Annotated in this window: 34 protein-coding genes; 4 read left to right on the forward strand and 30 right to left on the reverse strand. The window is 43.2% G+C overall.

All coding sequences use genetic code 11. The annotated features are described in order from the left end of the window. Positions 1 to 10 precede the first annotated feature (10 nt). The 10 genes from ACJA3J_RS13275 to ACJA3J_RS13320 all read right to left on the reverse strand — a co-directional run bounded on the left by ACJA3J_RS13275 (position 11) and on the right by ACJA3J_RS13320 (position 6,275). Complete coding sequence (locus tag ACJA3J_RS13275) at positions 11 to 364, reverse strand: VOC family protein (protein ID WP_406944308.1); 354 nt, start codon at positions 362 to 364, stop codon at positions 11 to 13. A gap of 21 nt (positions 365 to 385) precedes the next feature. After that, positions 386 to 1,183 (reverse strand): SDR family oxidoreductase, encoded by a 798-nt coding sequence (locus ACJA3J_RS13280; protein WP_406944309.1) that lies wholly within the window; start codon positions 1,181 to 1,183, stop codon positions 386 to 388. Positions 1,184 to 1,191: 8 nt separating this feature from the next. After that, the gene (locus ACJA3J_RS13285; protein WP_406944310.1) at positions 1,192 to 2,025 is read right to left on the reverse strand and encodes an alpha/beta fold hydrolase; all 834 of its coding nucleotides are present in this window, start codon (positions 2,023 to 2,025) and stop codon (positions 1,192 to 1,194) included. Positions 2,026 to 2,115: 90 nt separating this feature from the next. Further along, positions 2,116 to 3,120, reverse strand: a complete 1,005-nt coding sequence (locus ACJA3J_RS13290; protein ID WP_406944311.1) for an SDR family oxidoreductase — start codon at positions 3,118 to 3,120, stop codon at positions 2,116 to 2,118. Further along, on the reverse strand, positions 3,117 to 3,542 hold the full coding sequence (locus tag ACJA3J_RS13295) for an NUDIX hydrolase (RefSeq protein ID WP_406944312.1): 426 nt from the start codon (positions 3,540 to 3,542) through the stop codon (positions 3,117 to 3,119). The genes ACJA3J_RS13290 and ACJA3J_RS13295 overlap by 4 nt, the downstream gene beginning before the upstream one ends. Continuing rightward, on the reverse strand, positions 3,535 to 4,044 hold the full coding sequence (locus tag ACJA3J_RS13300; RefSeq protein ID WP_406944313.1) for a GNAT family N-acetyltransferase: 510 nt from the start codon (positions 4,042 to 4,044) through the stop codon (positions 3,535 to 3,537). The genes ACJA3J_RS13295 and ACJA3J_RS13300 overlap by 8 nt, the downstream gene beginning before the upstream one ends. A gap of 108 nt (positions 4,045 to 4,152) precedes the next feature. Next, complete coding sequence (locus tag ACJA3J_RS13305) at positions 4,153 to 4,527, reverse strand: NUDIX hydrolase (protein ID WP_406944314.1); 375 nt, start codon at positions 4,525 to 4,527, stop codon at positions 4,153 to 4,155. 12 nt (positions 4,528 to 4,539) lie between these two features. Beyond that, positions 4,540 to 4,929: a VOC family protein gene (locus ACJA3J_RS13310; protein WP_406944315.1), complete on the reverse strand. Its 390-nt coding sequence runs from the start codon at positions 4,927 to 4,929 to the stop codon at positions 4,540 to 4,542. Beyond that, a complete protein-coding gene (locus ACJA3J_RS13315; protein WP_406944316.1) occupies positions 4,926 to 5,300 on the reverse strand; it encodes a hypothetical protein in 375 nt (124 codons plus the stop codon). The genes ACJA3J_RS13310 and ACJA3J_RS13315 overlap by 4 nt, the downstream gene beginning before the upstream one ends. 114 nt (positions 5,301 to 5,414) lie before the next feature. After that, on the reverse strand, positions 5,415 to 6,275 hold the full coding sequence (locus ACJA3J_RS13320) for a GyrI-like domain-containing protein (RefSeq protein WP_406944317.1): 861 nt from the start codon (positions 6,273 to 6,275) through the stop codon (positions 5,415 to 5,417). A gap of 267 nt (positions 6,276 to 6,542) precedes the next feature. Between ACJA3J_RS13320 and ACJA3J_RS13325 the strand changes: the two genes are divergently transcribed. Next, positions 6,543 to 7,112, forward strand: coding sequence for a DJ-1/PfpI family protein (locus ACJA3J_RS13325; protein ID WP_089651867.1), 570 nt, complete (start codon positions 6,543 to 6,545; stop codon positions 7,110 to 7,112). A 46-nt stretch (positions 7,113 to 7,158) separates the two neighbouring features. Here the strand turns inward: ACJA3J_RS13325 and ACJA3J_RS13330 are convergent, their stop codons facing one another. From ACJA3J_RS13330 to ACJA3J_RS13415, 18 genes are all read right to left on the reverse strand, one after another. Next, a complete protein-coding gene (locus ACJA3J_RS13330; protein ID WP_115894908.1) occupies positions 7,159 to 7,503 on the reverse strand; it encodes a hypothetical protein in 345 nt (114 codons plus the stop codon). Positions 7,504 to 7,845: 342 nt separating this feature from the next. After that, complete coding sequence (locus ACJA3J_RS13335) at positions 7,846 to 8,310, reverse strand: hypothetical protein (protein WP_406944318.1); 465 nt, start codon at positions 8,308 to 8,310, stop codon at positions 7,846 to 7,848. A gap of 463 nt (positions 8,311 to 8,773) precedes the next feature. Next, the gene (locus tag ACJA3J_RS13340) at positions 8,774 to 10,357 is read right to left on the reverse strand and encodes a BCCT family transporter (protein ID WP_406944319.1); all 1,584 of its coding nucleotides are present in this window, start codon (positions 10,355 to 10,357) and stop codon (positions 8,774 to 8,776) included. A gap of 396 nt (positions 10,358 to 10,753) precedes the next feature. Beyond that, the gene (locus ACJA3J_RS13345) at positions 10,754 to 10,969 is read right to left on the reverse strand and encodes a hypothetical protein (RefSeq protein ID WP_115894911.1); all 216 of its coding nucleotides are present in this window, start codon (positions 10,967 to 10,969) and stop codon (positions 10,754 to 10,756) included. Between the two features lie 158 nt (positions 10,970 to 11,127). Next, positions 11,128 to 12,162 carry an HAAS signaling domain-containing protein gene (locus ACJA3J_RS13350; protein WP_406944320.1) on the reverse strand — a complete coding sequence of 345 codons (1,035 nt, stop codon included), beginning with the start codon at positions 12,160 to 12,162 and terminating at the stop codon, positions 11,128 to 11,130. Further along, positions 12,149 to 12,493 carry a PadR family transcriptional regulator gene (locus ACJA3J_RS13355; RefSeq protein ID WP_115894913.1) on the reverse strand — a complete coding sequence of 115 codons (345 nt, stop codon included), beginning with the start codon at positions 12,491 to 12,493 and terminating at the stop codon, positions 12,149 to 12,151. The genes ACJA3J_RS13350 and ACJA3J_RS13355 overlap by 14 nt, the downstream gene beginning before the upstream one ends. A gap of 146 nt (positions 12,494 to 12,639) precedes the next feature. Further along, positions 12,640 to 13,584 (reverse strand): ribose-phosphate diphosphokinase, encoded by a 945-nt coding sequence (locus ACJA3J_RS13360; RefSeq protein ID WP_406944321.1) that lies wholly within the window; start codon positions 13,582 to 13,584, stop codon positions 12,640 to 12,642. A 92-nt stretch (positions 13,585 to 13,676) separates the two neighbouring features. Continuing rightward, positions 13,677 to 14,447 carry a putative hydro-lyase gene (locus ACJA3J_RS13365; protein ID WP_406946300.1) on the reverse strand — a complete coding sequence of 257 codons (771 nt, stop codon included), beginning with the start codon at positions 14,445 to 14,447 and terminating at the stop codon, positions 13,677 to 13,679. Positions 14,448 to 14,535: 88 nt separating this feature from the next. Further along, on the reverse strand, positions 14,536 to 15,189 hold the full coding sequence (locus ACJA3J_RS13370) for a DUF429 domain-containing protein (protein ID WP_115894914.1): 654 nt from the start codon (positions 15,187 to 15,189) through the stop codon (positions 14,536 to 14,538). 226 nt (positions 15,190 to 15,415) lie between these two features. Then, on the reverse strand, positions 15,416 to 16,075 hold the full coding sequence (locus ACJA3J_RS13375; RefSeq protein WP_406944322.1) for a class F sortase: 660 nt from the start codon (positions 16,073 to 16,075) through the stop codon (positions 15,416 to 15,418). 80 nt (positions 16,076 to 16,155) lie between these two features. Beyond that, on the reverse strand, positions 16,156 to 17,529 hold the full coding sequence (locus ACJA3J_RS13380) for a copper amine oxidase (RefSeq protein ID WP_406944323.1): 1,374 nt from the start codon (positions 17,527 to 17,529) through the stop codon (positions 16,156 to 16,158). Between the two features lie 183 nt (positions 17,530 to 17,712). Further along, positions 17,713 to 18,255, reverse strand: a complete 543-nt coding sequence (locus tag ACJA3J_RS13385) for an AAA family ATPase (RefSeq protein WP_406944324.1) — start codon at positions 18,253 to 18,255, stop codon at positions 17,713 to 17,715. Positions 18,256 to 18,337: 82 nt separating this feature from the next. Beyond that, positions 18,338 to 18,826: a GyrI-like domain-containing protein gene (locus tag ACJA3J_RS13390; protein ID WP_406944325.1), complete on the reverse strand. Its 489-nt coding sequence runs from the start codon at positions 18,824 to 18,826 to the stop codon at positions 18,338 to 18,340. Positions 18,827 to 19,086: 260 nt separating this feature from the next. Next, complete coding sequence (locus tag ACJA3J_RS13395) at positions 19,087 to 19,623, reverse strand: GNAT family N-acetyltransferase (protein ID WP_406944326.1); 537 nt, start codon at positions 19,621 to 19,623, stop codon at positions 19,087 to 19,089. 105 nt (positions 19,624 to 19,728) lie between these two features. Next, a complete protein-coding gene (locus ACJA3J_RS13400) occupies positions 19,729 to 20,448 on the reverse strand; it encodes a hypothetical protein (protein WP_406944327.1) in 720 nt (239 codons plus the stop codon). Between the two features lie 61 nt (positions 20,449 to 20,509). Further along, entirely contained in the window at positions 20,510 to 21,019 is a 510-nt protein-coding gene (locus tag ACJA3J_RS13405) for a GNAT family N-acetyltransferase (protein ID WP_406944328.1), read from the reverse strand. Between the two features lie 19 nt (positions 21,020 to 21,038). Beyond that, positions 21,039 to 21,449 carry a hypothetical protein gene (locus tag ACJA3J_RS13410; RefSeq protein WP_406944329.1) on the reverse strand — a complete coding sequence of 137 codons (411 nt, stop codon included), beginning with the start codon at positions 21,447 to 21,449 and terminating at the stop codon, positions 21,039 to 21,041. 243 nt (positions 21,450 to 21,692) lie between these two features. After that, a complete protein-coding gene (locus ACJA3J_RS13415; RefSeq protein WP_406944330.1) occupies positions 21,693 to 22,436 on the reverse strand; it encodes a L,D-transpeptidase family protein in 744 nt (247 codons plus the stop codon). Between the two features lie 249 nt (positions 22,437 to 22,685). Here ACJA3J_RS13415 and ACJA3J_RS13420 point away from each other — a divergent pair, with 249 nt between their 5' ends. Beyond that, positions 22,686 to 23,288 (forward strand): hypothetical protein, encoded by a 603-nt coding sequence (locus ACJA3J_RS13420; RefSeq protein ID WP_406944331.1) that lies wholly within the window; start codon positions 22,686 to 22,688, stop codon positions 23,286 to 23,288. Between the two features lie 57 nt (positions 23,289 to 23,345). Here ACJA3J_RS13420 and ACJA3J_RS13425 read toward each other — a convergent pair whose 3' ends face one another. Beyond that, on the reverse strand, positions 23,346 to 24,152 hold the full coding sequence (locus ACJA3J_RS13425) for an anti-sigma factor domain-containing protein (protein ID WP_406944332.1): 807 nt from the start codon (positions 24,150 to 24,152) through the stop codon (positions 23,346 to 23,348). After that, positions 24,145 to 24,711, reverse strand: a complete 567-nt coding sequence (locus tag ACJA3J_RS13430) for an RNA polymerase sigma factor (RefSeq protein WP_115894926.1) — start codon at positions 24,709 to 24,711, stop codon at positions 24,145 to 24,147. Before ACJA3J_RS13430 ends, ACJA3J_RS13425 begins: the two co-directional genes overlap by 8 nt. Positions 24,712 to 24,901: 190 nt before the next feature. Here ACJA3J_RS13430 and ACJA3J_RS13435 point away from each other — a divergent pair, with 190 nt between their 5' ends. Together ACJA3J_RS13435 and ACJA3J_RS13440 are read left to right on the forward strand one after the other, a co-directional pair. Then, the gene (locus tag ACJA3J_RS13435; protein ID WP_406944333.1) at positions 24,902 to 25,876 is read left to right on the forward strand and encodes a glutathione S-transferase family protein; all 975 of its coding nucleotides are present in this window, start codon (positions 24,902 to 24,904) and stop codon (positions 25,874 to 25,876) included. Positions 25,877 to 25,887: 11 nt separating this feature from the next. Continuing rightward, positions 25,888 to 26,394: a GNAT family N-acetyltransferase gene (locus tag ACJA3J_RS13440; protein ID WP_089651852.1), complete on the forward strand. Its 507-nt coding sequence runs from the start codon at positions 25,888 to 25,890 to the stop codon at positions 26,392 to 26,394. The last annotated feature ends 32 nt before the right edge of the window (positions 26,395 to 26,426 follow it).

The raw sequence follows: 26,426 nt of genomic DNA on the forward strand, positions 1-26,426 counted from the left end.
CGTTTCCCTCCTAGCATTTACAAATCATCAATAGATTGCCATCTGGATCCTTGAAATTGAAAAAATGGCCAAATTGAATTTCAGAAACCACGTCGATTCCTTTTTCTTTCATGTACGTGTAAGCAGCTTCAATATCTTCTGTATTAAAATGAAAGGCCGGCGCGCCAAAAACCGCTTCTTCTGAATAAATCTTGCTATCCAGCACCACGCCCGCATGTTTCATAGGTAAAACGTAAAGGTGACCGCCTGGAAAATCATCTTCCGCTGGCACATCAAGCAAATCACAGTACCAATCGCGGGCTTTCTCAATGTCTTTGACTGGAACGAAAATGGCTCCTACTTCGTTTTGAATCGGGCTTTTCATTTAGATCGTCCTCCTTTATTATTATCTACCTAGAAATCCACCGTCTGAATGGATGACCTGTCCCGTCACCCATGAAGCATCCGGGCTCACAAGGAACCGAATCAGCTTGGCGGCATCATCCGCCTTTCCCAACCGCCCTTTAGGGAATAAAGGCAATAGACCTTCCTTCGTCTCTTGATTCATCCAACCGGTGTCTGTTGGTCCGGGGTCGACGGCATTCACATTGATTCCAATGGGTGCAAGTCCTGTGGCCAAAGGCGGGGTGATCGCCTTCAATGTCCCTTTTGTAGCAATATAAGCCAGATTATTCGGGTCCGGTCCTCCGGATACTAAAAAGACGATGCTTCCTTCTTCTTCCGTTTGGAACGTTTTTTCATAAAGTTTGGCGAAAGCCTGAGTCATTAGTATCGGCCCTTTATTATTGATTTCATAGTGGTTATCCAGCAGTTCTGAGGTCAAATCCTTATAGTTCGAGTTCACACTGAATGTAGCGTTATGGATGAGAATGGAAGGCACACCGATTTCTTTTACCACATTTTCTAATAACTTCTGTGGCAGATCTTCATCTCTCAAATCCGCTTCCATATGAGCGACACGACCCCCTCGCTCATCGAGCTTTTCCGCTAGGGTTTCCGGCCAATGCTCTTCCATTCCTTCCCCATCTGTTTCATCATAGGGCTGATAATGCGTAAAAAAGATATCTGCCCCTGCTTCAGCGAGCCTCTCACACGTGCTTGTTCCGATCCCATTCTCACGACTTACGCCCGTGACAATAGCAACTTTCCCTTTTAATGGCTGACTTTGAAATTCGTTTATCATGAATGGTTTCAACTCCATTGATTTCTAATGTATTGAACGATCCGTTGGGGACGGTCCCAGTGCATCATATGAGAAGTCCCCGCCACCTCCACGACCTCGGCCCCTGTTTCTTTTTCAAAAATAGAGGAGGTTTTCTTCCTTTGTACCTCCATGTGAACCGGTTGAGTGGCTCGTAATAACAGCAAGTCTGATGGCAGGCGGTGATAAAGGTCAGCGGTTTCATCTTTGTGCATGGCCCTTACGATTGCTGCCGCGGTTAGACCTCTCGCATGCCAATAAAATTTACCGTCCTTTTTCAAAGCCAGATCCTCTCCAGCCAGCTTTAATGAATCGGAACGGCGTGCACCAGGTGCGAAGACGGCTACATCTAAAAATGTGTCCCAACTTTCGACCGATTCTTCGAAGTCCTTTTCATAAAAGGCCACTTCTTCTTCGACGGTTTGATTTCCCAGGCGCTTCGTCTGATATCCGCCGTCTAAAAGGATGCTGCCTACCACAGGGTTTGGAAATGCATCGACATAGAATAAAGCAACGAAACTTCCCCATGAATGAGAGAGAAAATAAAATTCTCCAAGCTCCAACTTTTGGTGCACTTCCTTCAACCAGCGAACCATTGCTTTCATTTCATAATCTTGCTCTGAGTCAAAAGATTCTGTCTGCCCATGTCCAGGGGCGTCTATAGAGATGATGCGATATTCGTGTTGTAAGGCTTCCGCAATTTCGATAAAACTGAGACTCGTAGATCCTAGTCCATGCAAACAGAATATGACGGGGTGGCTCTTTTCCCCCCATTCGGTCACACGGACCTTTTTATCACGAATCTTTATAAAATAACGTTCCATACAGCCTCCTAGTTGCTCTATTCATTAATTCGCCACTTTGATCTCCTATGAAAACCTGTTGCGATTTGTTGGCCAAAATCATTGGTGAATTCAATGACTATGCCACTTTTTCAAAACAGTTGCTTCTTGATCCCTCGTCAATCCCGCACCTCTTACACCGTTCCCTCTTTGCTCGTCCCAGCGATACGTGTCCAAAATGGTTTCTTTTAACGGTCGGAATTTCAACCCGCACTGAATCGCCTTCGTCACATCCTGACTGAAATCTTGTTCGGTCGGAATCCAGACGGGAAGGTCTTTCCAAGGCTGGACACCTTCATCCGTCAAAAACTGTGCGGATACCCATGTAAACGCCACCTCTTCATTCAGTGTTGATGCACACGTCTCCAGGAAATTGTACATCGTCAGCTTGTTTTCAGGGCCGTTGGCATTAAAGATCCCTGTGTGTTCAGTAGCAGACAGCTGGACAATCCAATCCACTAAATCTCTTGCATCAATGAACTGAATCTGTTGATCCTTCCTGCCAGGAGCGAGCACTTCTCCCCCTTCAGCAATTCTTGAAGGCCAGTATGTAAAACGATCAGTCGGATCATGAGGCCCTACAATTAATCCGGGACGGATGATGATCCCTCTATCTTTCATCCGGCTTTGAACTTCCTGCTCACAATGAGCTTTCAAAGGTCCATATAAGGATGGATCAAAGGCTTCTGTTCGTTCCGCTTGTTCCAGTTCCTCCTGAGTCAACGTCATCGGTTCCACCGTTTCCTCCAAATGATGAATCGATGTGAAGTCTGGATAAACAGATATGGTGGAAATGAAAACATACTTCTTCGTGCAGCCAGCAAGGACATCCAGACTTTTGGATACGGTGGACGGTTTATACCCGCACGTATCGATGACCGCGTCCCATTCTTGCTCGCCCAATTTCTCAAGGTCCTCCCGTTTTTCTCTATCTCCGAAAACGTTGCTCACATCTTCAAATAGACCTGGATTGGTCTTCCCTCTGTGAAACAACGTCACCTCATGACCCTGGTTCAAAGCTGATTCGACGATGTGTCTTCCGAGGAATTTCGTCCCACCAATAACAAGCAGCTTCATGCACGATCCACTCCTTCCTTCTTTTTTGTCAGCATATGATTTAAGAATGGCTGGTCTTCAGGAAAAGAAAGTTCCAATTCGTTCAGCTCTTCTTTTGGAACCCAACGAACCTCATGAATCAAATGATCAGGATCATGGATCTGCATAGACCCGCCCGTCAAGATGCAGGAAAAGTATTCGACATGGATATCCGTCTTCCCTATCCTTCCTCTCTTCGTTTGCAGACTTTCAACCACACGGATAAGATAACCCGTTTCTTCAAACGTCTCTCTCATGCAGCACTGTTCCAGACTTTCCTCTTCAAGCACCCCTCCAGAAGGCACTGTCCAGGTTTTCTTTTCTTCCGGCTTTCCCTGAAGGACCATCAGAAGTTCGTTTTGTTCATTGATACAGACGGCTGCTGCCCCTAGCCACTTATCCATCGTTCAGCACACTGTAAAGCAGGGAATCACGGCGCCCTTCTTTCATTTTTAAATGACCACGTAGTCTTCCTTCCCTCTCCATTCCGCTTTTTTCCAACACACGTACCGACCCTTTGTTATCGGGGTGACAGGTCGCCTGGATTCGTTTGAGGTGAAACGATTGGAATCCATCACGGATCAACCTTTTCGCAACTTCTGTACCCATGCCCCGTCCCCACTCATCCGGATGTAAGATATAAGCGATTTCGCCAGTTCTATGATACGTATCCAAAATCGTCAATTCCGCAACACCAATAAGCTCTTCATCTGCCTCACGTAAAATGGCCCACGCAAACTTTTGAATTTCGGCCTGTCTGATTTCATGGACCAAGTGCTGGACATAGTCCTGGGTATCCTCTTCAGAGTTCGGTCCCCACGGCTGGTATTGAGAGACCTCCGGTTTTGATGCATAGGTATGGATCTTCTTCCAGTCTTCTTGTTTCAGTTCACGGAACAACAACATGCATTCTTTCCTCCCCTTTGATGTATTCGATGATTTTTCCATGATGGACGGTAAAATGATGATGGACTTCTTGCTTCTTGTTCAATAACGTATGTAGATAATAAGGAATCATAGGACTGACGCCATGATTGTTTTTTCGAGGATCCAAGACACGTCTTTCCAAGCCAGAATGCCCTCATCAATCTGGACAGGCGTAGGGTAAAGACCATCATCATAGATACTTACGATAAACGCCTCCACACCGCCTGCTCTCTCCCCATCTATTGCCCAGGAAATGGTCCCTTTATATTGGAATAGATTTTCATCTAGAAAAAGATTCGTTTCTTCTGCAACTTCACGCTGTACACTAGAAAGCGGGGTCTCCCCTTTCTCAATTTTCCCTCCGACTCCGTTCCACATCCCCTGAACGGGAGGTGAATTTCTGTTCAACAGCAGCACTTCTTCGTCGCGCTTGATGAAACAAATGGTATATCCGATGTCCAAATCTTCCCCTCCTCAACGATATGGCTTGAAACGAGCTTCCTCATAAAGACCGGGTAAATAAGCTTCTAATAGATTGTCGTCCAAATCTCTGAATTTGAAATGACCTTTACTACCACCTTCCAGAACTTCAACACCACGTTCTATTAAAGCTGCCCTGCAATCCTCCACGCTGGTCGGAAAGATACTGAAGACAGGATGAGTGCCCTCCAGGTTGTCCGGTAGTTCGATATGAGGTGGCTTTTCAATCAGACAAACCGGTACTCCTCTGTCATGCTCAAGAACAACGGTTTTTCCGTAATCTTTCAAGACGCGTAAACCAAGGATTTCCTCATACCATTCAACAGCCTTTTTGATTTCTTTTACTCTCACATTGATTTGATAGACTCCTGAAAAAAAGCTCACAGTCTGTCATTCCTTTCCACTATGATCCTTTTTATGTTCTCGTGATCCCGTTCCTTTAGTATATAAAGGGTATGGGTATTCGCTTGGTTCATGATTATCCCTGAATCCAACCATAAAAAATATGACTCTTTATTTAATGTAAAGGAAAGATCGGGCTCATCAAGATCAACAGCTCCAGATTCCTTTCTTGCGCCCCAGATTCCTGATTGGAATTTCCGAATATCTTCTTTATCAGTAATGACATATGCTTTTCCTTGTTTCTTTTCTTCAAAACTTTCCATCTCAAGAATGGTCATCTTCTCAGGAATGTGTGCCGAAAGTGGTGAACATGAGGTCAGGAAAACGGCGAGAAACAGAAGAAATAATCTCACGACTTCCCTCCCATTGGACATGAATTGATACTATTTACCTTCTGCACTCTGCCAATAAAATCCTTTATTCCATAAGAAAAAGCACAATCCGACAAAGGACTGTGCTCTCCCTAACTATTTAACTGGAATCCATATTTCTGAGTAATAATCTTCACTGTTCGGATTCCCATCGTGATAGACTTCAAGCTCTGGCCCACCAGCATTTTCATAGCCGCTGGAAGGAAACCATTCCGAATAGATTTTCTTCCATGTATCCTGCATGGCGTGGGGCATCGCGCCATGAACACCAAAAATCGCCCAATTCGCTTTTGGAACTTCCATCATTTCCAAACCTTCCACTTCTCCACCATCACGGGCGGCTGCAATCCAATAGTCAATGTGGTTCTTTTTCTCAGCCGTTTTGTCGACGCAAATGCCTAGAAGACCTTTTACAGAACCATTGTTTTCTTTTAACAATTTTTGGTCTGTACCATCTCCATTCACTTTTCCCCACATCTGCGGAATGCCTTTCAAGTTCTCACCGTTCACGCAGGAAAATTCTTCTTTCATACCAACAACCTTAAACGCTTCTTTTTCCACCACTTCATACTCCATCGGATCCGCTCCTTTTAAATTGACCTGGAGAACCAGGCGGTTGTATGCAGTCATCTTACCCCTGTAACTTCGCGCTTCCCTCGGTGAGATACCATGCTGTTTCCGGAACGCCCGGGAAAAAGACTCGGGAGTTTCATAGCCATATGTGTAGGCGACATCAATGATCTTCCGCTCCCCTTTTCTCAATTCCTGCGCTGCGAGCGTCAACCTACGTCTTCGCAAATATTCTGCGACTGTCATATCGGTAAGCAGGCTGAAAATACGCTGGAAGTGAAAGAGTGATGCATGAGCAGCTTGTGCGATCTCTTCCATGGAGATGTCTTTTAATAAATTCTCTTCCATGAAATCAATCGCTTTCTGCATCGATTGGATCCAAGTCATGGCGTCTCCTCCCTTACTTTCATTCTATCCATACTTTACCATGAAAACCTGACAGTGAGTGCTTCCTGATGTCAGGTTTTTTTCCAAAAAAGGAACTTTCTATCAAGTTATAATTCTCTTTCCAACTGTTCATCTAAAATCGAAAATGAGAAAGGTTCAGTTCCACGAAGATCCACCACATTCTTTGAAATGATGTAAAAATGTGGTTATTGAAGAAGAGAATAAGGGTACTACTCCTTATGTAATTCTACTTTAGGAGGGTGAAAGATGACTGCAAAGAAAGTGTTGATTGTGACCGGAGATGCTGTCGAGGCTTTGGAAGTGTATTATCCTTATTTCCGCTGTTTGGAAGAAGGTTTTGATGTTGATATTGCCGCACCTCACCAGAAGAAACTGAATACGGTCATCCACGACTTTGAAGACTGGGAAACGTACACCGAGAAAAAAGGCTACATGATCGATTCAAACATGACTTTCGAACAAGTCGATCCAAATGATTACGATGCGCTTATCATTCCAGGTGGCCGTGCCCCTGAACATATTCGCATGCATGACGATCTTCCGGGAATCGTCAGCCATTTCTTCATCGCCGAAAAACCGATTGCTGTCATGTGCCATGGCAGCCTTGTATTGACGACGATTGCTGACGTAGTAGAAGGTCGTAAGATGACTGCCTATCATGCATGTCGTCCTGAAGTAGAGAGTATGGGTGCTGAATACATGGATGAAATGAATTATGTCGATGACAACCTTATATCCGGGCACGCGTGGCCAGACCTGCCATCCATCATGAAAGAATTTGTGAAGCAAGTGAAAGGTACGACGGTTAATTCATAAAAAACTAAGGCGATTAGCTGTATAACAGCTAATCGCCTTATCTATTTCATGTTAATTGACGCTCATAGACGACTTCTTCCGTATTCAAGTCAATGGCATCCACTTTCATATTTAATACTTCTTCCGTTTCATTGTTTTTCGAACCCCACAGGCGGATAAAGTTATTAGAGTTCGTATCCAGGAAATTGACTTGGACCGTTCTGACTTCACCTTCTGCCACTTGCTGATCCTGGATCCAGCATTCTTTGAACTCCATGGTGGCCTGACTCAGTATATAGTCTTCCATCATTTTTTTGAGTTCTGGGAAAGCTAGTCCATCATTTTCTACGCAGACGCGGTTGAAGTCGTTGTAATCTGTGATATGGAAGGTTTGTTTGTTTTCATTAGGCATTAAGATTCCTCCTGAGTAACTTGTTTAATAACATTCATTTTCCCTAATAGGAAAAGGTAGAAACCTACTATCCAATCCTGCTACCCATGTGGAGTTTACGAGAGATGTCTATCTGAGAAGGGAAAATGTTCGATCACCTAATGAAATGTTAATCGTGTATGAGGTGTGATCGTTTTTAAAAAGCCGTCTCCTAAAAGAACTGCCACAAATTCATTTTAGAAGTGTTCTTCTATGGAAACGGAACGATCATTCCAGGTAAGAAAGAGCGTCTTGAGATATAATAAGAAGAGCTTGTGCATTGTGAGGAGATCACTTATACAGTTCTATTTCGACTTCAATATTTCATTGTTGAATATTCAAGTCCTTAATTGTTAAATCCAACAGTTCAATAGCATCCTTAACTCCATTGGAATATTCCTCCCATGATTCAGACGGAAACCCACTTTCAAAGTTCCCCTCTAATACAGAGACAGCCACATATATATTTTCTAATTCCCTATTCAAATCCATGAGTTTTACAATCGTTTCTGGAAGTAGCTTACTAGAATCAATTTCTTCTAGAAAGTTCAGTTTTTCAGCTAACCTTTTTATTCTCCACTTGAACATTTCACGCTCAATCTTATTCCATTCTTGTTCCTTTTCTATCATTTGGTGATTGTTTTCCAAAGAAAACCTAATGTTCTTTAAATTTGATTTTATCAAAAGAAACTTTGGATATAGCAAAAGCAGCGTTTTATGTTCATTCACTTCATCTTCTTGTTGTTTATTTTTTGTTTGGTAGTTGAACGTTAGCAAAACACCTGCCAAAGTCATCAACCCTCCAATGATCCCACCAAGGTAACTTCCGTAAAAAGCGATCCAAGTTTCCTCATCACCGACAACTTTGAACCAACGAAACGTCATAAGATGGTTGGTTAGAATAGGTAGAACCAAAATAACTATTATACCAATAGTTATGAATAATGTTAGTTTTATTCTGTTAGATTTTTTGATATTTTGTCACTTCCTTTTTCCAAAAAAGGTAATGAAGCTAGTGGCTAGAGAATGGTCTCTCTTAAAAAGCTGGAATGGACTAAAACAAACTTCTATTCCCTCTTATTATCGTATGTTTTTCAAATCCCCCGCATACCTCTACATCTCTAGAGTAAAGTCCCACAGCTTTCATGAACCTTATTAAATTATTCAGCACTATCAGGCAACAATCACACGTTAGTAATGAAAAAGCCGCTATTCTATCGCAGAAAATCGATAGAATAGCGGCTTAGCTCAATTATGATGTTTTACGTTCTTTTTCCTCAACGGATACAGGTACACTTCTTTCCGTAATCAGCCCTTGTTCCTTCGCCATCCGCTTAGCCACTTTCGGCGCTAACCAGACAGGCGGCAACAACAACAGTGAAACCGGAACAGCGGTAACAACGATAAAGTTTTGCAGGGTTTGAATGCTGCTTTCCCCAATACCGAGAAGGGTTGCAGCGATCCCTCCAAAAAGCAGGGCCCAAAACACACGCAGGACACGTGGCGGATGAGTATCACCTGTAATCGTGACAGCGACAGAGTAGGACATCGTGTCGGCTGTGGTTGCGACGAAGATGACCGTAACCATTAAGAATCCAGCAGCCATAACCATCCCGTATGGCACTTGTTCCATAATCGCCATTACTGCGGCAGGCATTCCTGTGTTATTCAAGGCTGTAGAAATGGCTCCCGGTGATTCCAGTTCGTAAAACAAGCCAGACCCTCCGACAACGGCAAACCAGAAATTACTCACAATCGGAGCGATGATCGCTACGGCAAGAATCAGCTCACGAATGGTACGTCCTCTGGAGATTCGGCTGATGAACATCGCCATCGCCGGTCCGAAACCGAGGAACCAACCCCAGAAGAAGACGGTCCAATAACCGAGCCACCCACTATCTCCGCGATAAAGACTCATACGTAAGAAGTTTTGAAGTTGAAAAGCTTCCGCGGCGATGAATGAATCGATGATGAACATGGTTGGTCCTAAAATGAGCATGCCGATCATAAGAACGACGGCAAAACCGACATTCAGACGACTGAGCAGTTGAATCCCTTTATCTACACCAGAAGCTGCAGAAATAGCAGCGATTGTCACAAGGAAAATGATCACGAGTGACTGAGTGAACATCGTGTCCGGGATATTGAATAAATAGTTCAAAGCATAACCGACTTGTAATCCTAAAAAGCCAATCGGTCCAATCGTTCCTGCGGCTACAGCAATGACAGAAACGATATCAGCTGTAGCTCCGATGACGCTTTTCTTGTGGAAAATTTTCTCTCCAACCATAGGATAGAAAATCGCCCTTGGCTTTAACGGGTACCCTTTATGGTAGTGCGCATACATCAGTACAATCGTAGCTACTGTACCTAAACATGCCCATGCCGTAAAGCCCCAGTGGAAAAAGCTTTGCGCTAACCCAGGTACGACGGCCTGTGCACTTGTCATTCCCTCATCCGCAAAAAGCGGTGGTGTCGTTAAGAAATGATAGATTGGTTCTCCGGCTGCCCAGAAGACACCGCCACTTGCAAGCAATGTACAAAGAATCATGGAGACCCAGCGGAACCAGCTGTTTTCCGGTCGATCCATTTTTCCTAATTTCACTTTTCCATATTTCGATAGGGCCAGCGAGACACCAACTACGAATGTAGCAAGCAGCAGCAGCTGCCAAAAGGCACCAAAGAATGTAACAGAAAAGTCGAACGAGCTTGAGATCCATTCTCCCATCAGGTCTTTATTCAAGAGAGACATGAGTAAAAATAAGACGAGAAAGCCTCCGCTGATGCTGAATGTGATCCAGTCAATTCTCGTTCTCCTATTCGTTTTTTCGTTCATTATTTTCCTCCTAGGTTTAATAACCTGTGATAGTTAATTTATTTTTAAGTCAATGACGTTTATACAATGGCTTTGTTCTTTAGACGTTCAGAAAACGAATACTCCCCTTGTTCTGAGACTTTTCTTAACACATAGGGATTAATTATAGAGATGTTCGTACAACTCGTCAAATCGAAGTATGGTAAAGATTGATAGGATGTTGAAGCATTTGTTAGCTGAGATAGGCTAGTTAACTGTGAGCAGTAAATCTATCGCGTGGCATCCCTTCGCCCATAGAGAAAGAATGAAACCACATAAAAAAAGCAGCTCATGTCTTAACATGAACTGCGTGAATGTATGTACTCCACCCCACGAAAGAGATAGATAAAGAATGTTGCACTTCCATAAGAGCCCTATTCACTCAGAGCCCTCATCCGTCTGGCATTCAAAGGAATAATTCATAGCCAGAAAATCACTTTCAACTTCAGGAGTCCCACCGATCTCATAACATTGATCACTGGCATTCTCGATTTCTTTGTTATTAAAATAGGACTGCGTGCCAACTAAGAAAATACCCATGACAATCGTTAACGAACATAATGCTAATACGACCCATTTGGTTCTATATTTCATATTCACTACTCCCCTATCATTACCCCTTCACAACACTTATTTTTCCGATTTAATGTGCCCCATATTAATCTCTTTTCCCATTGTATCATTAACAGGAATATTTTGGTTACCAAACAAAAAGATGACCCCATAGAACCCGGTCACCTTTTTTATCCGATTCATTTAACAAATTCATGGGTCAACTTCGTCTTCTTAACCCTTCTTTTATACTTCATCCATCCATCAATGATATTCCACACGGCGAAAATGATAAAGATAGAGGCTATTCTCCAAGCAAGGCCGTTCTCGACTTGTGCTGCACTTACCCCGAAGAGGTCTGAGATATAGCTGATGAATGCTGGCTGAAACAGCCTTTCATCTGTAATGATCCAAACGAAAATCCCTATGGATAGAAGTTCCTGAATGGTATGGAACCATACTACGCCTTTGGTCCATTCTTTCTTCAATAGCTTATAAAGAGCTAAAGCGATTTCCAGTCCGATGATCAGAACGACTCCCGGCCAAAAGCTGAGCAGAACATCTTGGTTCAGAGCTGGGGTGATGAAGGTGAGTCCTTCGCCTTGGTTTTCATAGATCCCTAGTAATTGGTCGGCATGAAAGTAGACGGTACCCCAAATCGCTGTCCAAAGAAAGGCGCCATAGACTTCCCATTGGGAAATCATACGTTTCTTAGGGACAAGAGCGACTTTTTTCAAATCTTCTGGTGTCCATTTTTTACGATTCGGACCAAAGTCTTCCTCATCTATACCGAGGTTCACCCGTTCGATGAGGGCGAAAATGATCGTGATCCAGAAAAAGACTTGCATGCCCACAGAGATCACTCGCCAGACGCCTTGACCGACAATGGTGAGGATCACCATGGCTATGTTGCCTTCCTCAACAGACCCAATAATATTCTCAGCGACGAGGGTAATCAAAGAAATCGTGATTGCAATCGGCAGGATCATTTTTATAAGGGAGATATAGGTATCATAATAACGCGGGCCGATCAGATGCATTGGTTTTTCACTGTATCCATGAGCAAGCTTTACAGGATCACCCAATTCCTGAAGGACATCTTTGACTTCCTTCTCTGTAGGATCTTCAGTGAGCATATCCTCGATGGTTGATCTGATTTCAAGTAAGATATCTTCCCGGTTCTTTTCCGGAAGCCGTCGTTCAACTTCTTGTAAGTAGACATCAATCCACTTCATGGTTCTCCTCCTCCAATAAGCGGAACAATTCATTCGTCGCTTTTTTCCATTCTTCCTTCAACGTTTGAAAAACATCTTCCCCATAATCACTCAATACATAATACTTCCGAGGACGGGACTCTGAAGTATCCCAACTGCTCGTGACCAGTTCCTTTTTTTCCAACCGGCGAAGCAGGGGGTACAGTGTACTTTGTTCGATGGTGATGCCTGAATCTTCTAATCGTTTCACGAGAGAGTACCCATATTGAGGGGTACGCAGCTGACTTAAAACCGCTAACGTCAGATTCCCCCTCCGCTGTTCCGTCAGCAATGAGTTCAGTAGTTGACTCAAAATCTTCACTCCTCTACATACTGTACGACAAACACTATCTACACTTAGTATATGTCATACAGTATTGGATGTGCAACTGTATCCTTAGAAATATTTCACCCATAAAAAAAGCACCTCTTCGAAAAGAGGTGCTTTGGTATAAGCGATTAATCGAACAGGACACTCACGGAATGCTCGTGCTGGACGCGTAACAAGGCATCCGCGAGCAGAGGAGCGACAGAAAGAATGGTCATTTTATCAATCTGTTTTTCTTCCGGTTGGAAAATTGAATTCGTGATCACTAATTCTTTGATTGGCGACTGTTCGATTTTGATGACGGCAGGGTCGGATAACACGGCGTGCGTTCCGCAGGCATAGATATCGTTGACTCCATTCTGATGGAGAATGTCAGCAGCGACAGTCACGGTATCCGCTGTATCCATCATGTCATCGACGATGATGACGTTTTTACCTTGAACATCGCCCACGACGTCACGGATTTCCGCCTCCCCGGGCTCAGCTTTGCGTTTATCAATGAAAGCAAGCGGGGCATCAAGGATATTAGCCATTTTTCTTACCCGATTCATGCTGCTTGTATTAGGAGAAACGACGACAAGGTCCTCGATGTTCTTCGTTTTAAAATGCTCTCCAAGAATGGGAATGCCTTGTAGCTGATCCACAGGGATATTAAAGAATCCTTGAATCTGCGGAGCGTGTAAATCCAGCGTGATGACTCTGTCTGCGCCTGCCTTCTCGAGAAGGTTGGCGATCAACTTCGCTGTAATGGGTTCACGGGGACGTGCTTTCCGGTCTTGACGTGCATACCCATAATAAGGGATAACGACATTGATCGTTTTGGCAGAAGCTCTCTTTAAGGCATCGACCATGATCAACATTTCCATCACATGCTCATTGACAGGTTGGGATGTGGACTGGATCAGGTATATATCATCCCCACGGACACTTTCTTCAATATTGATTTGAACTTCTCCATCGCTGAAACGGACGACTTTGCTTTTTCCTAAAGGCACTTCCAGAATTTCTGATATTTCTTGAGCCAATGGTTCATTGGAGTTTAAAGTAAATAGCTTCATCTGTGATTGTGTATCCATATGTATCGCTCCCGTTTTTGTAAAGATTTCATTAAGAAAAACTTATCACTACAGGGAGTTGGATGCAAGTTCGGAACCTCGTTTGGTAAGAGTTACCCATTTTTATAATTCGGGTCCAACTGATCGGTAATCAACATATGACCGGGGGCATGGGTAATCATCATGGATGGCTTCGCTTGGAGTGCAGCATTTTGTGGTGTAACCCCACACGCCCAAAAAACAGGTGTCGCTTCTGCAGGGTCAAAATCGACGGCTTGCCCATAATCCGGGCTCTGCAGATCCTTGATGCCGATTTCTTCTGGTGACCCGATATGGACAGGGCTCCCGTGAGACTGTTCAAACCGATCCGAAATAGCAAGGGCCTGATCGACTAAATGGTTCGGGACCGCTCGCATACTGACGACCATATTCCCTTTAAAAATCCCAGCAGACTCTAATGGAATGGTTGTATCGAACATGGGCACGACTTTTTTCTGCTCCTGGTGGAACAACGGAATACCGCCATCAAGGAGCGCTTTTTCAAAAGTGAAACTGCACCCGATCAGAAAAGTGACGAAATCATCCTGCCACACGTCTGAGATATTCAGGACTTCATCAGCAAACTTCCCATCGCGATAAATGCGGTAGCGGGGCAAGTCTGTCCGGATATCCGCATCAGCCGCTTGAGGGACCGTCTGCCCCGCTTCCATCACTTCGACGAGAGGGCATGGCTTCGGATTTCTCATGCAGAACAAGAGGAAATCGAAAGCATACTCTTTCGGAAGTGTCACCATATTGGTTTGAATGTATCCTTCACATAATCCGGACGTTGTACCAGTGTGTTGTTCCTTTCGCATCGCCGCTCTTACATTAAAAGGTTCCATCATGATCTCGTCTCCTTTTCTATCTGAAACTCATCTTAAGTTCTATTATACATGACTCATTCATCTTTACCGGATCATCACTCATAGATCAACAACAAAAATCATAAGGGTGAAGAGGTAAGAATGCTTTGTACAGCCAAGCCGGCTCAAAGTCAGGATCCTGCCAATGCCAGGCAGCAAGTGCGGCAGCGCAAGCATCGATGGTGTGGGATTCCTGGGCCATCACTTCCGGGATATCTAATAATTGCTGTGTTTCGAACCACCTCCGTATTCTTTTGCGAATGGAAAGGTCTTGCTTGTAATGAAGAACATCATCAATCGTTTCCATTCTTGCCCCAAGCGCCGCTCCGGGGTGAACTTCAACGATATGAACTTCGTATTTGGTTGAAAGACGTTCGATTTCCCTTGTAAAGCGTATGCCTCTCAACGATAGGTACACCATCCGCATCATCGTCGGGGGCATGATGGATGCTCCCTTCATGCCGAGCTTAGTTACGAATGTTCTCAAGGATCGGTCGCTTTCCCGGTCCCCTCCCCCGTCTTCATAGGATAAAGGAGCGTCCACGCCTATGGTGACGGAGTCTTTATCCGCTAGAGATTCTATGTATGTAATTAAAGCATAGTCACTCATCGGTGTTTCATGTTTTTTGTAATAGAGCTTGTCCTTCTCCTTGTGAAAATGCACGAGCACGGTGTCTTTGGTGTTGCTGGGTCCCGATAAGTCAATGCCTATGTATTGCATCCGCGTACCTCCTTCAGCGTTCAGTGAGATTTCATCTTGAAGTACCGATTTCTTAACCTTTATTAATGGAGAGTTGGGTTTACCATTATTTCGACCATGATATCACTATTTACAGGATCATATCAGTATTTCTAGCAATATTTCAGTATTTAAGAGAATAACCCTGTAAAAAACGACATTTCATTCGGAAATAAAAACAGGCATCTATATGAAGATAGATACCTGTTTAGCCTGCAGGATTCACATCATCTTCATGGACGGCATAGACGACCAACCGTTCATCATGGGTTCCCGCTTCTTTATTAAATTCCCCTGTGCACGTGATGAGGTTCAACTGTCTTCGGTAAGAAAAACCAAAAATCTTGTTCAATGGCGCGTTCTTTCGATCATAAGCCTCTGATTTTTGTACAATAAACGTTTGTTCTGTCCCCTCTTCATCTGTGACGATGATCTCATCGCCTTCTTCTAAATCTTCCAGGTTATAAAATACTGCAGGACCCGTCCGGCTATCTACGTGACCGGCCAGAACGGCACTTCCTTTCGCTCCTGGCTGATAACCATCTTTGTACCAGCCCACACCATCCACACTTTCCGGTTCTCCCATCTGACCATTTGCATAACGACCCACATTCTCAATATCCGCTTTCACATCGATGGCAGGGATGGTTATGGTATTCGGTGTGATGGCTGTCTCTTCGGTCGTTTCAGAAGTTGTGGATGCATTTATTTTCTGGGAGTCATACGTTTCTCTTAAACTTTCCTTTTTCTGCGCCTGCTCTGTCGTATCCTCTGCCTTTTGTTCAGCATCCATACTCGCTTCCGGCTCCTGAGCACTCGAGCACGCAAACAAGAAGCAGAGAAACAACAGTGGAATCCACTTGTACATATCATTCACCTTCCATCTATAATGAACTACCCCTGGAAATATCTGTATGACCAGGGGTAGAAATTTTTGGTAATTACTTTTTATGCATTGTTTTTGCTTTTGCGTACGCCGATGGCTGTTGCGAATAGGACGGCTGCCATGCTGGCAAAGGCGATCATCCAGGCATTCATTCCGTCATCAGCTGTTCCACCGAGACCTGTTTTCGGCATTTCAGAAGGCATGTTGGATGCGAACATGTCAGGGTTTTGTGCTACGATGGCACCTGATAGTCCCTCACCTACTCCATACATGTGCGCATACGCTTCACGAAGCTGGTCATAGGCCGCATCAAAATCACCTTCTACATAGCTGTCGAACGACCCAGTCAATTGATTCACGTGCATTTGAAGTCCTTCCGCTGTTGCTTCAGCTTCTAATCCACCTTCTGTCGCTGTATCAAGGAACTCGGAGAAATCTGCTCGGTATCCATCCAAAGCAGTCAGGGCTTGTTCTTTTGCTTCTTCATCTCCTGCCCCTGTCGCTTCTACATAGTCGACGAAGTAACCAATGTGCTCAGACCACATTTCTTCAAATTGTTGTCCTGCTTCCTCTCCATAGACAGAAGTGATGGCTGCAGAAAGATCTTCTGTATTGTTGCTGAGCGCAGCTGCGGCATTTTCAAAGTCTTCCGCACCGTCGCCTCCTTTTTGCATCGCAAAAACGGCAAGGGCTGCATGCTCAGATAGCAAATGGTTCAAGTCTGCACGAAGGTCAGCGGCCGGTGTCGCTGGATTCGTGTTTTCGAATTTATCCGGGAATTGGTCGGTAATCGCAGTGGATAGACCTTTTCCTACTCCGTACATGTGATCGATACTTGTACGAAGTTTTTGATAGGCTTCATCAAAGTCGCCTTCTTCATAATTGTCAAAAGCACCGACGAGCTGATTGACGTGCATTTGAAGACCTTCAGCCAACGCAGAAGCTTCTAAGCGTTCGTCTGTTGCTGTTTCCAAGAACATGGAGAAATCTTCACGGTAGTTGTCCAAATTGTTTAACGCTTCTTCACGTCCCGCTTCATCTTCTTCCGCTGTCGCTTTTACGTAATCAACAAAATAACCGATATGTTCTGACCACATGGATTCGAATTGCTGTCCGGCTTCATCTCCATAGACAGAAGCAATCGCTGCGGTCAGATCTTGTGTATTTCCTTCAAGGGCTGCAGCTGCTGCATCAAAGTCTTCCGCTCCCTCAATTCCTTTCTGCATGGTTACTACGGCAAGGTAGGCGTGCTCGGAAAGGGACTGATCAAGTGTTGCGCGTAAATCAGCAGCCGGTGTCGATACCGTGACATCTGACATTTTTTCATTGTGATCACCGTGATCATCTGCAAACGTAACCGTGGCTGTCGGCAACATAAGCGCTGCGGACATCGGCAAAGCGATTAAAGACTTTTTCCAATTGATTTGTTTTTTCATTTCCAACCACTCCTCTAATTTTGATTTCACTAAGCTAACGAGAGGAGATGCATTTTGGATCACAAAAAAACAAAAAAAGTTTTAAAAAAGGCTAAAACCCTTGTTATATCAACAAAAATTCTTTTTAAAAAAAGAAAACCACCTTTTTACGGTGGTTTTCCATAGACGCTTTCAAAACCAGCATTACTTATTTTCTACTTGTGAAGTCGATCGGAGGGAATGCAATTTCTGTTCCAACTCTTTAACTGTGCTCACTTTCAGCACTTTATCTTGAACTTCCTCAAATGCTTGAAAAAAGTGCGGTTTCCCGTTCTCTTCAAAATACTTATTCCACTTGAACATTTTGAAGAAGATTCGGAAGGTTGGCGTGTAATTGGACTTTTCCAACCGTAACTTTTGTAAAATGAACCGTTTGATGATCCGGTATGTCCGTACGGAGTATTTGGTATCTAGGAAGATGATGACATCTGCATGACGGAAACTTTCTTCCACCCACCACTCATTGTGGACACCTTCCATAATCCATCCTTCCTTCTTAACAACCTGCTTCAGGTATTCGGCCCGCTCCTCTTCTGTTCTTCGAATATCGCCTGCCTGGTGCCTTTCCCACACGACGTTATCCAATTCATAATATGGAATGTGCAGTCCTTGAGATAGTTTTCTTGCGAGTGTCGTCTTCCCGCTTGCTACGGAACCGATGATATGTATTTTCCTTACGTCGTTCACTAGACTCCCCCTTTGTGAAGATTGATCCTAATGATCCTCAAACCCTCACCTCCCGGCTGAATCGATCATCACGTTCGTCCCCTTATCCCTTGTATTGAACAGGAATCCACACCTCTTCCACGGCTTCAGGGTCAGCTGGACGATAATCTTCTGTAAACCGTTCAAAGTGCTCCCGATCATCCAAGACATATGATGAAGATGGCAGCCACTCTTTGAATATGTATTGTAACGTTTGGTTAAATTCACTTGCAGGCCCACGATGCAGAAAGACCGCATAAATCCCACCACTCAAAAGATGGGTTTCCATCGCTGACATTTCTTCAGGATCTATTTGATCAACCTCCACAGCCGCCCATTTAACAAAAGTTGTAGAAGAACTAAAATTCTCAGACCCCAATCCCCCATCAAAAACCTTGATATTGTATAACATTTCATCGGTACGATTAGGAATGGAATGACGGTACGGCATAAAACTTTTCCAAAGTTCTTGAGTAGAATCTTCATTTAAAGACATCCGCTTCGATTTTCCAATCAACGTCTTTTCCTCTAGTGCTATGATTTTAGGATCCATTTCTTCACCTCCAAGTGACATTCATTTTTGATTTCATTAAGAGACATAGACGATGGTCATTAGGAAATCTTTCCTAATAACCTTTTCTCCACGAAGAATTCTATTCCTGCAACATCTATAGGTTTCAGATCAATACTTCAACATTAATAAAGAGCCATAAGCTATAAAGCAAACGTAAAGCTAAAAAATATGATATTTTATTCCAACTATTTTATCGGGAATGACTTTTACCTATTCAAAAAAGTTCATGATTCATGGCTTCATTGACTTCTTTGGATATCCATTAACCAACAATCTTGATACTCCCCCTCATGAAGCTCATGACTTGGAAGCAGCTTCACTTTTCGAAAACCGCACTTTTCATAGCATCTTAAAGCCCGCTCATTTCTTACATGAGGATCCATCACCACCCTATCTGCAAATTTATTCTCAAGTAAATAATCAACCATAGACGTAACAAGCAAGAAGCCCATCCCCTTGTTCCAATACATCACTTCTCCAATAAATTGACCCATTCCATAAACGACCCGATCCACATACCCATATTGACCTTTCATTTTTTTATCTAACTCATAAAATTGGATATATCCTATTTTCATCCCTCTATATACGACAAGGCATTGTGTCTTTTCATCACCAAAGGAAATAAATTCATTCTCAATCTTACTCCGATTAAAAGGCTGATCTCTTCCTTCATAATATTCAAGTACTCTAGGGTCTGAAAGCCATTTGGATAGTACATCATGATCTTCTTTCACTACTTGCCTGACTAGTAAATCACCATTTTCAAACAGCATGACACCCTCCTTCTATTATGTTCTCCCTACCATGACCCATATTAAGTGTCCACCAGCCCGCGTGATTACGTTATGAGGGATCTTAGCCTACCCTACAGGAAAAATTCACTGTGGATCTACCATTTGTATCTTCTCGATCAACGCTACGATGTCCTCATTGGAAACTGCCTCAATCCTCACTTGCTTTGTGGTTTTCATTACATCTTCCGTGACTTTTTTAATCTCATCGTTATCCACTTCTCCATTCAGCTTTTCATTCCACCGGGCGGGTACATTATAGACATTCACTGTGCCATCTCCGTTACCACTATAAGTGACGGCTCCATCGACTAAGCGTGTACCTTCTAACTGAATCACATCCTCAGGATAGACAGCACTCTCTTCATGGTTAGGATTAATTAGACTGCCAGCGGAAATCTTTCGCACATACATTTTGTCGATCTGTTGGTTGGGAGCTAGTTGATGCCAAACTCTTGCCCATTCGATTTCATTGGACGTGTAAGGAGTCAAATCTACCTTTTCACCTTCTGAATATTGATTAGAATTCACGCTATTTGAGGGGTTAGCCTTTGATTGATCTTCCCCGGATCCTTTTGAAGATGCGCTCTCCGGTTGGTTTTTCGAAGTACCTTTTTCTTCGCTGGAATCTGTTTGATCACTTTCCTTTTCCGTTGACCCCGTCTCTGTGTGATGGTTGACACCAGACTCGTCTTCACCTGTAGTTAAAGTTGTTTCTTTACCCTTTATGTCTTGACATCCAGCAGTCATGAAAACAATGAAGATTAAAATTACATGGGAATAAATATGCTTCTTAGAATTCTTCACTCTGTCATCCCTTTCTTTTATTATCTCAAAAAACTTGCCTATATTTCCTGAGGTATCTAACCTATGTAGATCCATGCCGTTCATTTAGACGTATAGAATAAATACATTGGGTTTCGCCAAAACGAGTGATAGTCTTGTCTAATTTCATCCCTGTTTTTTCTAAAAGTCTGCAAGAATACACATTGGCCATCTGCGTTTCGGCCGTGATTTTTCGGAGATTCATCTCATTAAAAGCATAGCCTACGACTTCTTCCACAATTTCAGAACCATACCCTTTCCCCCACCAACGAGGCAGGAATTGATATGAAATCTCAATATTCCCCCCATCATGATGAGGATCAAGTGAAACTAACCCAATAAAATGATTGGTTCCTAATTCACGTACCACCAAATAGAGAGACTTTTCATCTGAGGTCTGCATTCCTTCAAAGAGCGCAGCAATACTATCCTCATCACGTGGACCTCCAAGATATTTCCTGACCACTGGATGTAAGTAAAGTTCCTTTACCTCTTCCAGATCTATGTTTTGAATCTCTTTCATAACTGTCCGATCTGTCATTAACAAGTCCATCTCCCCTTTCCAATCTTGTTTATTTTACTTCTATTGAAAAAGCGTAATGGCCATCCCCTTCCTTCCACTGAGCCGTAATATAATAGACATACACTCCTTTTTCGATGGGAGCCATTACTTCACTTCTCTTAAAATCAATTTCCCTCACATAACCCTCTTCTACCCATTGTTCTATTTTCATTTCTTGCGCAGGTGCTTGACCAAAACTCACACTAATCCTTTGATTAGGGGCTACTCCGGTCGGTTCATATTGTTTTCCCATATCTATGGGATCTGTGAAAACTTTATCTACACATTCAGCTGATCGAGGTCCTTTCCAACAATAGGAACCTTCTGTTACAGGGACACTCATTCCAGCTGTTGTGACATTCGGAATGGGATGTTCTGGAGGTGTTGAAAAATAATAAAAAACCCCAATGGCCACTGGCACGCATAATAGAAGCACCGATATTACTAAAATTTTTCTAATCCACCATCCCTCCCTCTTCTATAAGACGACCATAATATGGAAGAGTTACAGTTCAAAAGTAAAAATTCGAATATTTATCCTGAATGACTATTTCTTCTCCGAGCATAAAAAAGAAGCTAAAGATTCTTAGCTTCATCAGAGAAGGAGCTTCTTTTCGTTTGGGATTATCTCTTACGCTCACAACTTAGATCTTGCTGCTCTTAACTATTTACTGAATAATGCTTTTCTTGTTTTTGGCCCGACAATACCATCAGCTACTAACCCTTTCGACGTTTGATACTTCTTAACAGCTCTTAAGGTCTGTGGACCAAACATTCCATCAGCTTTTATGTTGAGTTTTCTCTGCAGAATTGCAACTGAATCTCCTTTGCTGCCATACCTTAACGTTTCATTAAAAAATTCATTTCCTGCAACTGCTTTATTAGCTCCAACTCCATATTTCTGCGCTAATGCTGTGAAAGATGAGGAGGTACTTGTAATATAAACTGGAATATTCTTATCCGCTCGATCATACAACCATATGACATCTTTGTTATACATACGAATACATCCACTGGATACGTAAGTTCCGATGGAAGACGGCTGATTGGTTCCGTGCACTCCATACATATTCCCAGAAGTATGTCCCCAGTCCCCCGGAACTTTTATCCCAAGCCATCTCGCGCCCAATGGATTCCTTGGATCACCACCGGGGATGCCTTCTTTATACCATGGCCTGTTTTTCACTTTATTAACGAGAGAGAATTTCCCTTCCGGAGTCAAACTTCTCGTTCTTCCTGTTGCTACAGGAAAAACTTTCTGAAGTTTACCATTTTCATAAAAAGCTAGTTGATTATTGCTTTTGTTAATAATAATGGCTTCCTTCTCAGCGGCATCTGCCGGCTTTACCATCAAACATGAACTCAATAACAACAACCCCAGCGTAAACACAAGTTTTTTTAGCAGCATGCTCTTTCCTCCATTAATTCCTTCATTTATATGGAAACATTATACTCTGGCAAATGAGGGAATGATTGTCGAAAACGGCTGTCGAAATAAAGAAATTTTCAAGTTTACGAAGGGGCAGCCACCAGTAGGATTAGCGTGTGTCCACATAAAGACCAACTAAGAATTATTTGTAATTTTATGGTAATATGAGCATAAGTTTTATGTTTAGTTTTAATGGATTACTATTCGGTTTTATGAGGAGGAAAATTTGTGATAAGAAGATTATTTCATTTAAATACGTTGTATATCCTCATGGCCATCATCGTAATCGGCACCCTGCTGATCCCGCGCATCATTGAAGGCTTCCATCTACAATCCAAAGGGATCAGCTATGTAACTAGTAACATTGAGGGTTATTATCATAAGACCTTCCCTTTGGAAGAAAAATATACGGTAGAAATTAATTTAAGTGATCTTGAGAGTAACGAAGGAAAAGTGCTCTTTGAGGATAGTGAAAATAAAATTTATGTAACGAAAGTAACGCGTAGTGGTTCAACATACGAAGTAACATTCAGATCAAGTGGAAGTTATGATGCGGATGGGGCGACATTAGTTTCCGGATTAGAACATGCACGGAATACTAACGGTTTTACTCATCATTTTAAAGCGGAAGCCGAAGCCGTGTATAATGACGAAACTTATGAGTTAACTCCTTCTGGCTCATCTGGATTTCATTACCGGAATGGGGACAAATTTGGGTTTTATTTATTTCCTCCAAACCAAATGGAAAAGATTCAATTAAAGAAAGAACCGATCATAAAAGTGACGATTAGTCATTTACAAGTGAATTTATGGGTGAAGAAGCCGGAATAAATCATTTAAATATAAAAAAAGAGATTAGCTCAATGAGCCAATCTCCTCAATATCTTCCTATAGTTCCGCTTGTAATACAACTTCTCCTTCAGGAAGCTGGTTATTCGGTTGTGGTTCTTTGGTGATGGCGATCGCATCCCATGATTTCTGATTTTCTTCATCAATCCGGAAAGTCACCGCACCGTTACCTTCACCATCTGTCGTAAAAGCACCTGCTGGTTCAGGATTTTCACCTTCGATCAGCCATACTTGATAGACCTGGTCCCCTTCAAGTTGAGTCAATTCTTCCACTTGGACAAGCAGTTCAGAACCGATGTTACGATCAACAAGGGTCGCGACTCCAGATCCGGCCACACCCGTTGATGCAAGCTGCGTCCGCTCGGTCGGTGTCATCGTATCTCCATTCTCACTTTCACGATCTTCGAGTTCAGATAAAGCGACTTGAAGGTCAGAAAGATTCGACTCCAGATCTTCATTTTGTGAAGATAGTTGTTGAAGCTGCAGGCCAGCGAAGATATTACCACCTACGGAAAGGAGTAGACCTGCTGCAAGCGCACCAGCCCAAACCTTCCACTTGTTCGGCTTTTTAGGAGAGAGGACCGGCGCCTGTTTTTCTTCCGTTTCATTTTTGTGTTCATTTTCTTCATCCTTGAACACATCATTTAAGACACGTTCCCTCATACCAGCCGGAGGTGTCGCTTCTTTCATATATGCAGGGATGCCTCCCATCAGGTTCTCCAATTCCTGCACTTCTGCCTGACAGTCGGGACACTCCCGTAAATGTTGTTCGAACTCTTCTCTCTCTTTTTCTGTTAGCTGTTCATTCAAGTAATCAAGAACATTCTCGCATTGTTTCTCATTCATCGGTGGTCCCCCCTTTCTCATCCAAATGCTCGCGCAATTTTTTCAATGCGAGCCGGACCCGGCCTTTGACTGTACCAAGGGGAATCTCACATTTTTCAGCGATTTCCCGTTGCGATAATCCCTGGAAATAAAAAAGGCAGATCATGCGTTGCTGTTCATCGGGTAGCGTGTCGATCGCTTTTCGCAATTGGTCACGTTCTTCTTTATCTGTCACGACCTCTTCGACACCAGGCATTTCCTCATTCATGGAATCTCTTTGATCCCACTCCACTTCCTGGACTTTCTTTTTTCTAATCAAGTCGATGGAAGCATTTCTTGTGATGGTCAACAGCCAACTTGAAAACTTGCCGCGTTCTTTCACGTATTGACCTGCTCCTTTGCCTCTCCACAACTTAATGAAGACATCCTGCATCACTTCTTCTGCGGCTTGCTGATCCTTCATCATTCGATAAGCAAAAGAATATAATAATTTCTCATATCGGTTGTAGAGGGTTTCGAGAGCCGTTTTGTCTTTATTACGGATTTGTTCGTATAACTCATAGTCCGTCGGTTTGCTCATTCAAATTCCCCTTTTTATGCCATTGTCTTCCTAGTATATCTTTTTAAAGGAGATTCTTCACGTTTCACAAAGCATACGAAAGGGAATAAATTCTGGATCACTATTTCCCTGATAGTTTTTGTTGACCGTTAATAAAAAACATGCGATAAAAAAGATACTGTTGAATTATCTTGAAAGTGAGGGATTTTGAATGAGTTCTACCAATAAACCTGTTGAAATCGACAAAGACGGTTCCTTCAAACGTCAAACCAACCGCTTCACTGCTTCTTTCGGTGAAGAACTTCCCGTAGAAGCAGGAAAATACCGTCTCCTTTGGTCTCCCGCTTGTCCATGGGCTCACCGAGCAGTCATAGTCCGGAAAATCCTTGGACTTGATACTTCAATCAGTCTTGGAACCGCAAGCCCTCTTCGCCCGCAGATCGACCGTGTGGATTGGGAATTTTCTTTGGATGAAAATGGCAAAGACCCTGAACTAGGCATTCAGTATGTAAGTGAAGTCTATCTCAATGCAGATAACAACTATTCCGGACGACCGACTGTACCAGTGATGGTTGATATTGATGAGAAAAAAGCTGTCAACAATGACTATTTTAACTTGACCACAGATTTTGAAACCGCCTGGGCTTCTTTTCACAAAGAAGGTGCTCCTGATCTGTATCCTAAAGAATTGCGAGAAGATATTGATTATTGGAGCGAGGTCATTTTCCACGACATCAATAATGGCGTCTACAAATGCGGCTTCGCTCAATCCCAGGAAGCTTATGAACACGCGTATGACCAGCTTTTTGCACGCCTCGATAAGCTCGATCAACATCTATCTAAAAACCGCTTCCTCCTGGGTGACTACATAACGGAGGCAGACGTACGCTTTTATACCACCCTTGCACGTTTTGATGTTGCTTATTACAATGGATTCAACACAAATCGAAATCTGATTCGTGAATTCCCGAGCCTTTGGGGGTATGCCCGCGACCTGTATCAGACAGAAGGATTTGGTGATACCACAGATTTTCATGCCATAAAGCAGCATTATCATCTATCGATCACCATCAACCCGAATCTCGCAGAAAAGAAAATTCTACCTAAAGGTCCTGACCTGTCTGTATGGGAGTCCCCTCATCATCGTAAAAAATTAAGCCAGACGAGAGATAAGTTTCGGTTTTAAAGGAGAACGACATGAACATTACGATTCGAAATGCGAAAGAAGAAGAATTACTTGAGATCCGAAAACTGAGAATGGTTGCTTACGAAGACCATATCGGTTCGATTCCGGACGAACATTGGAATGCACTGAAGAAGGCTGTCTCTTCTGAAGCTGACCAACAGCCAGGTGTAGATCTCATCGTGGCAGAAGTGAATGGGAACATTCTAGGAAGTGTCGCCCTCTTCCCGGCAAAGACAGACGCATATGAAGGGTATGTGGATGTACTGGATTATCCTGAAATCCGTGTACTTGCTGTCATCCCACAAGCGCGTGGGAAAGGAATCGCTTCCAGTTTAATAGAAGAATGCATCTTAAGAGCCAAAGCGAAAGGGTATTCTGAAATCGGCCTGCATACCGGTGATTTTATGAAAGACGCCATCGCCTTGTATGAGCGCAACGGATTCGAGCGGTTGCCCGAGCACGACTTCGAACCTGCTAATGACGGAATCATCGTGAAAGCTTTCCGACGATCCATATAGAAAGAGGAAAAAGGTCAACTCCATCCGGAGTG

Origin of the sequence: Halobacillus sp. SY10, assembly GCF_045401165.1 — a bacterium.
In the GTDB taxonomy this organism is placed as follows: Bacteria; Bacillota; Bacilli; order Bacillales; family Halobacillaceae; genus Halobacillus; species Halobacillus aidingensis.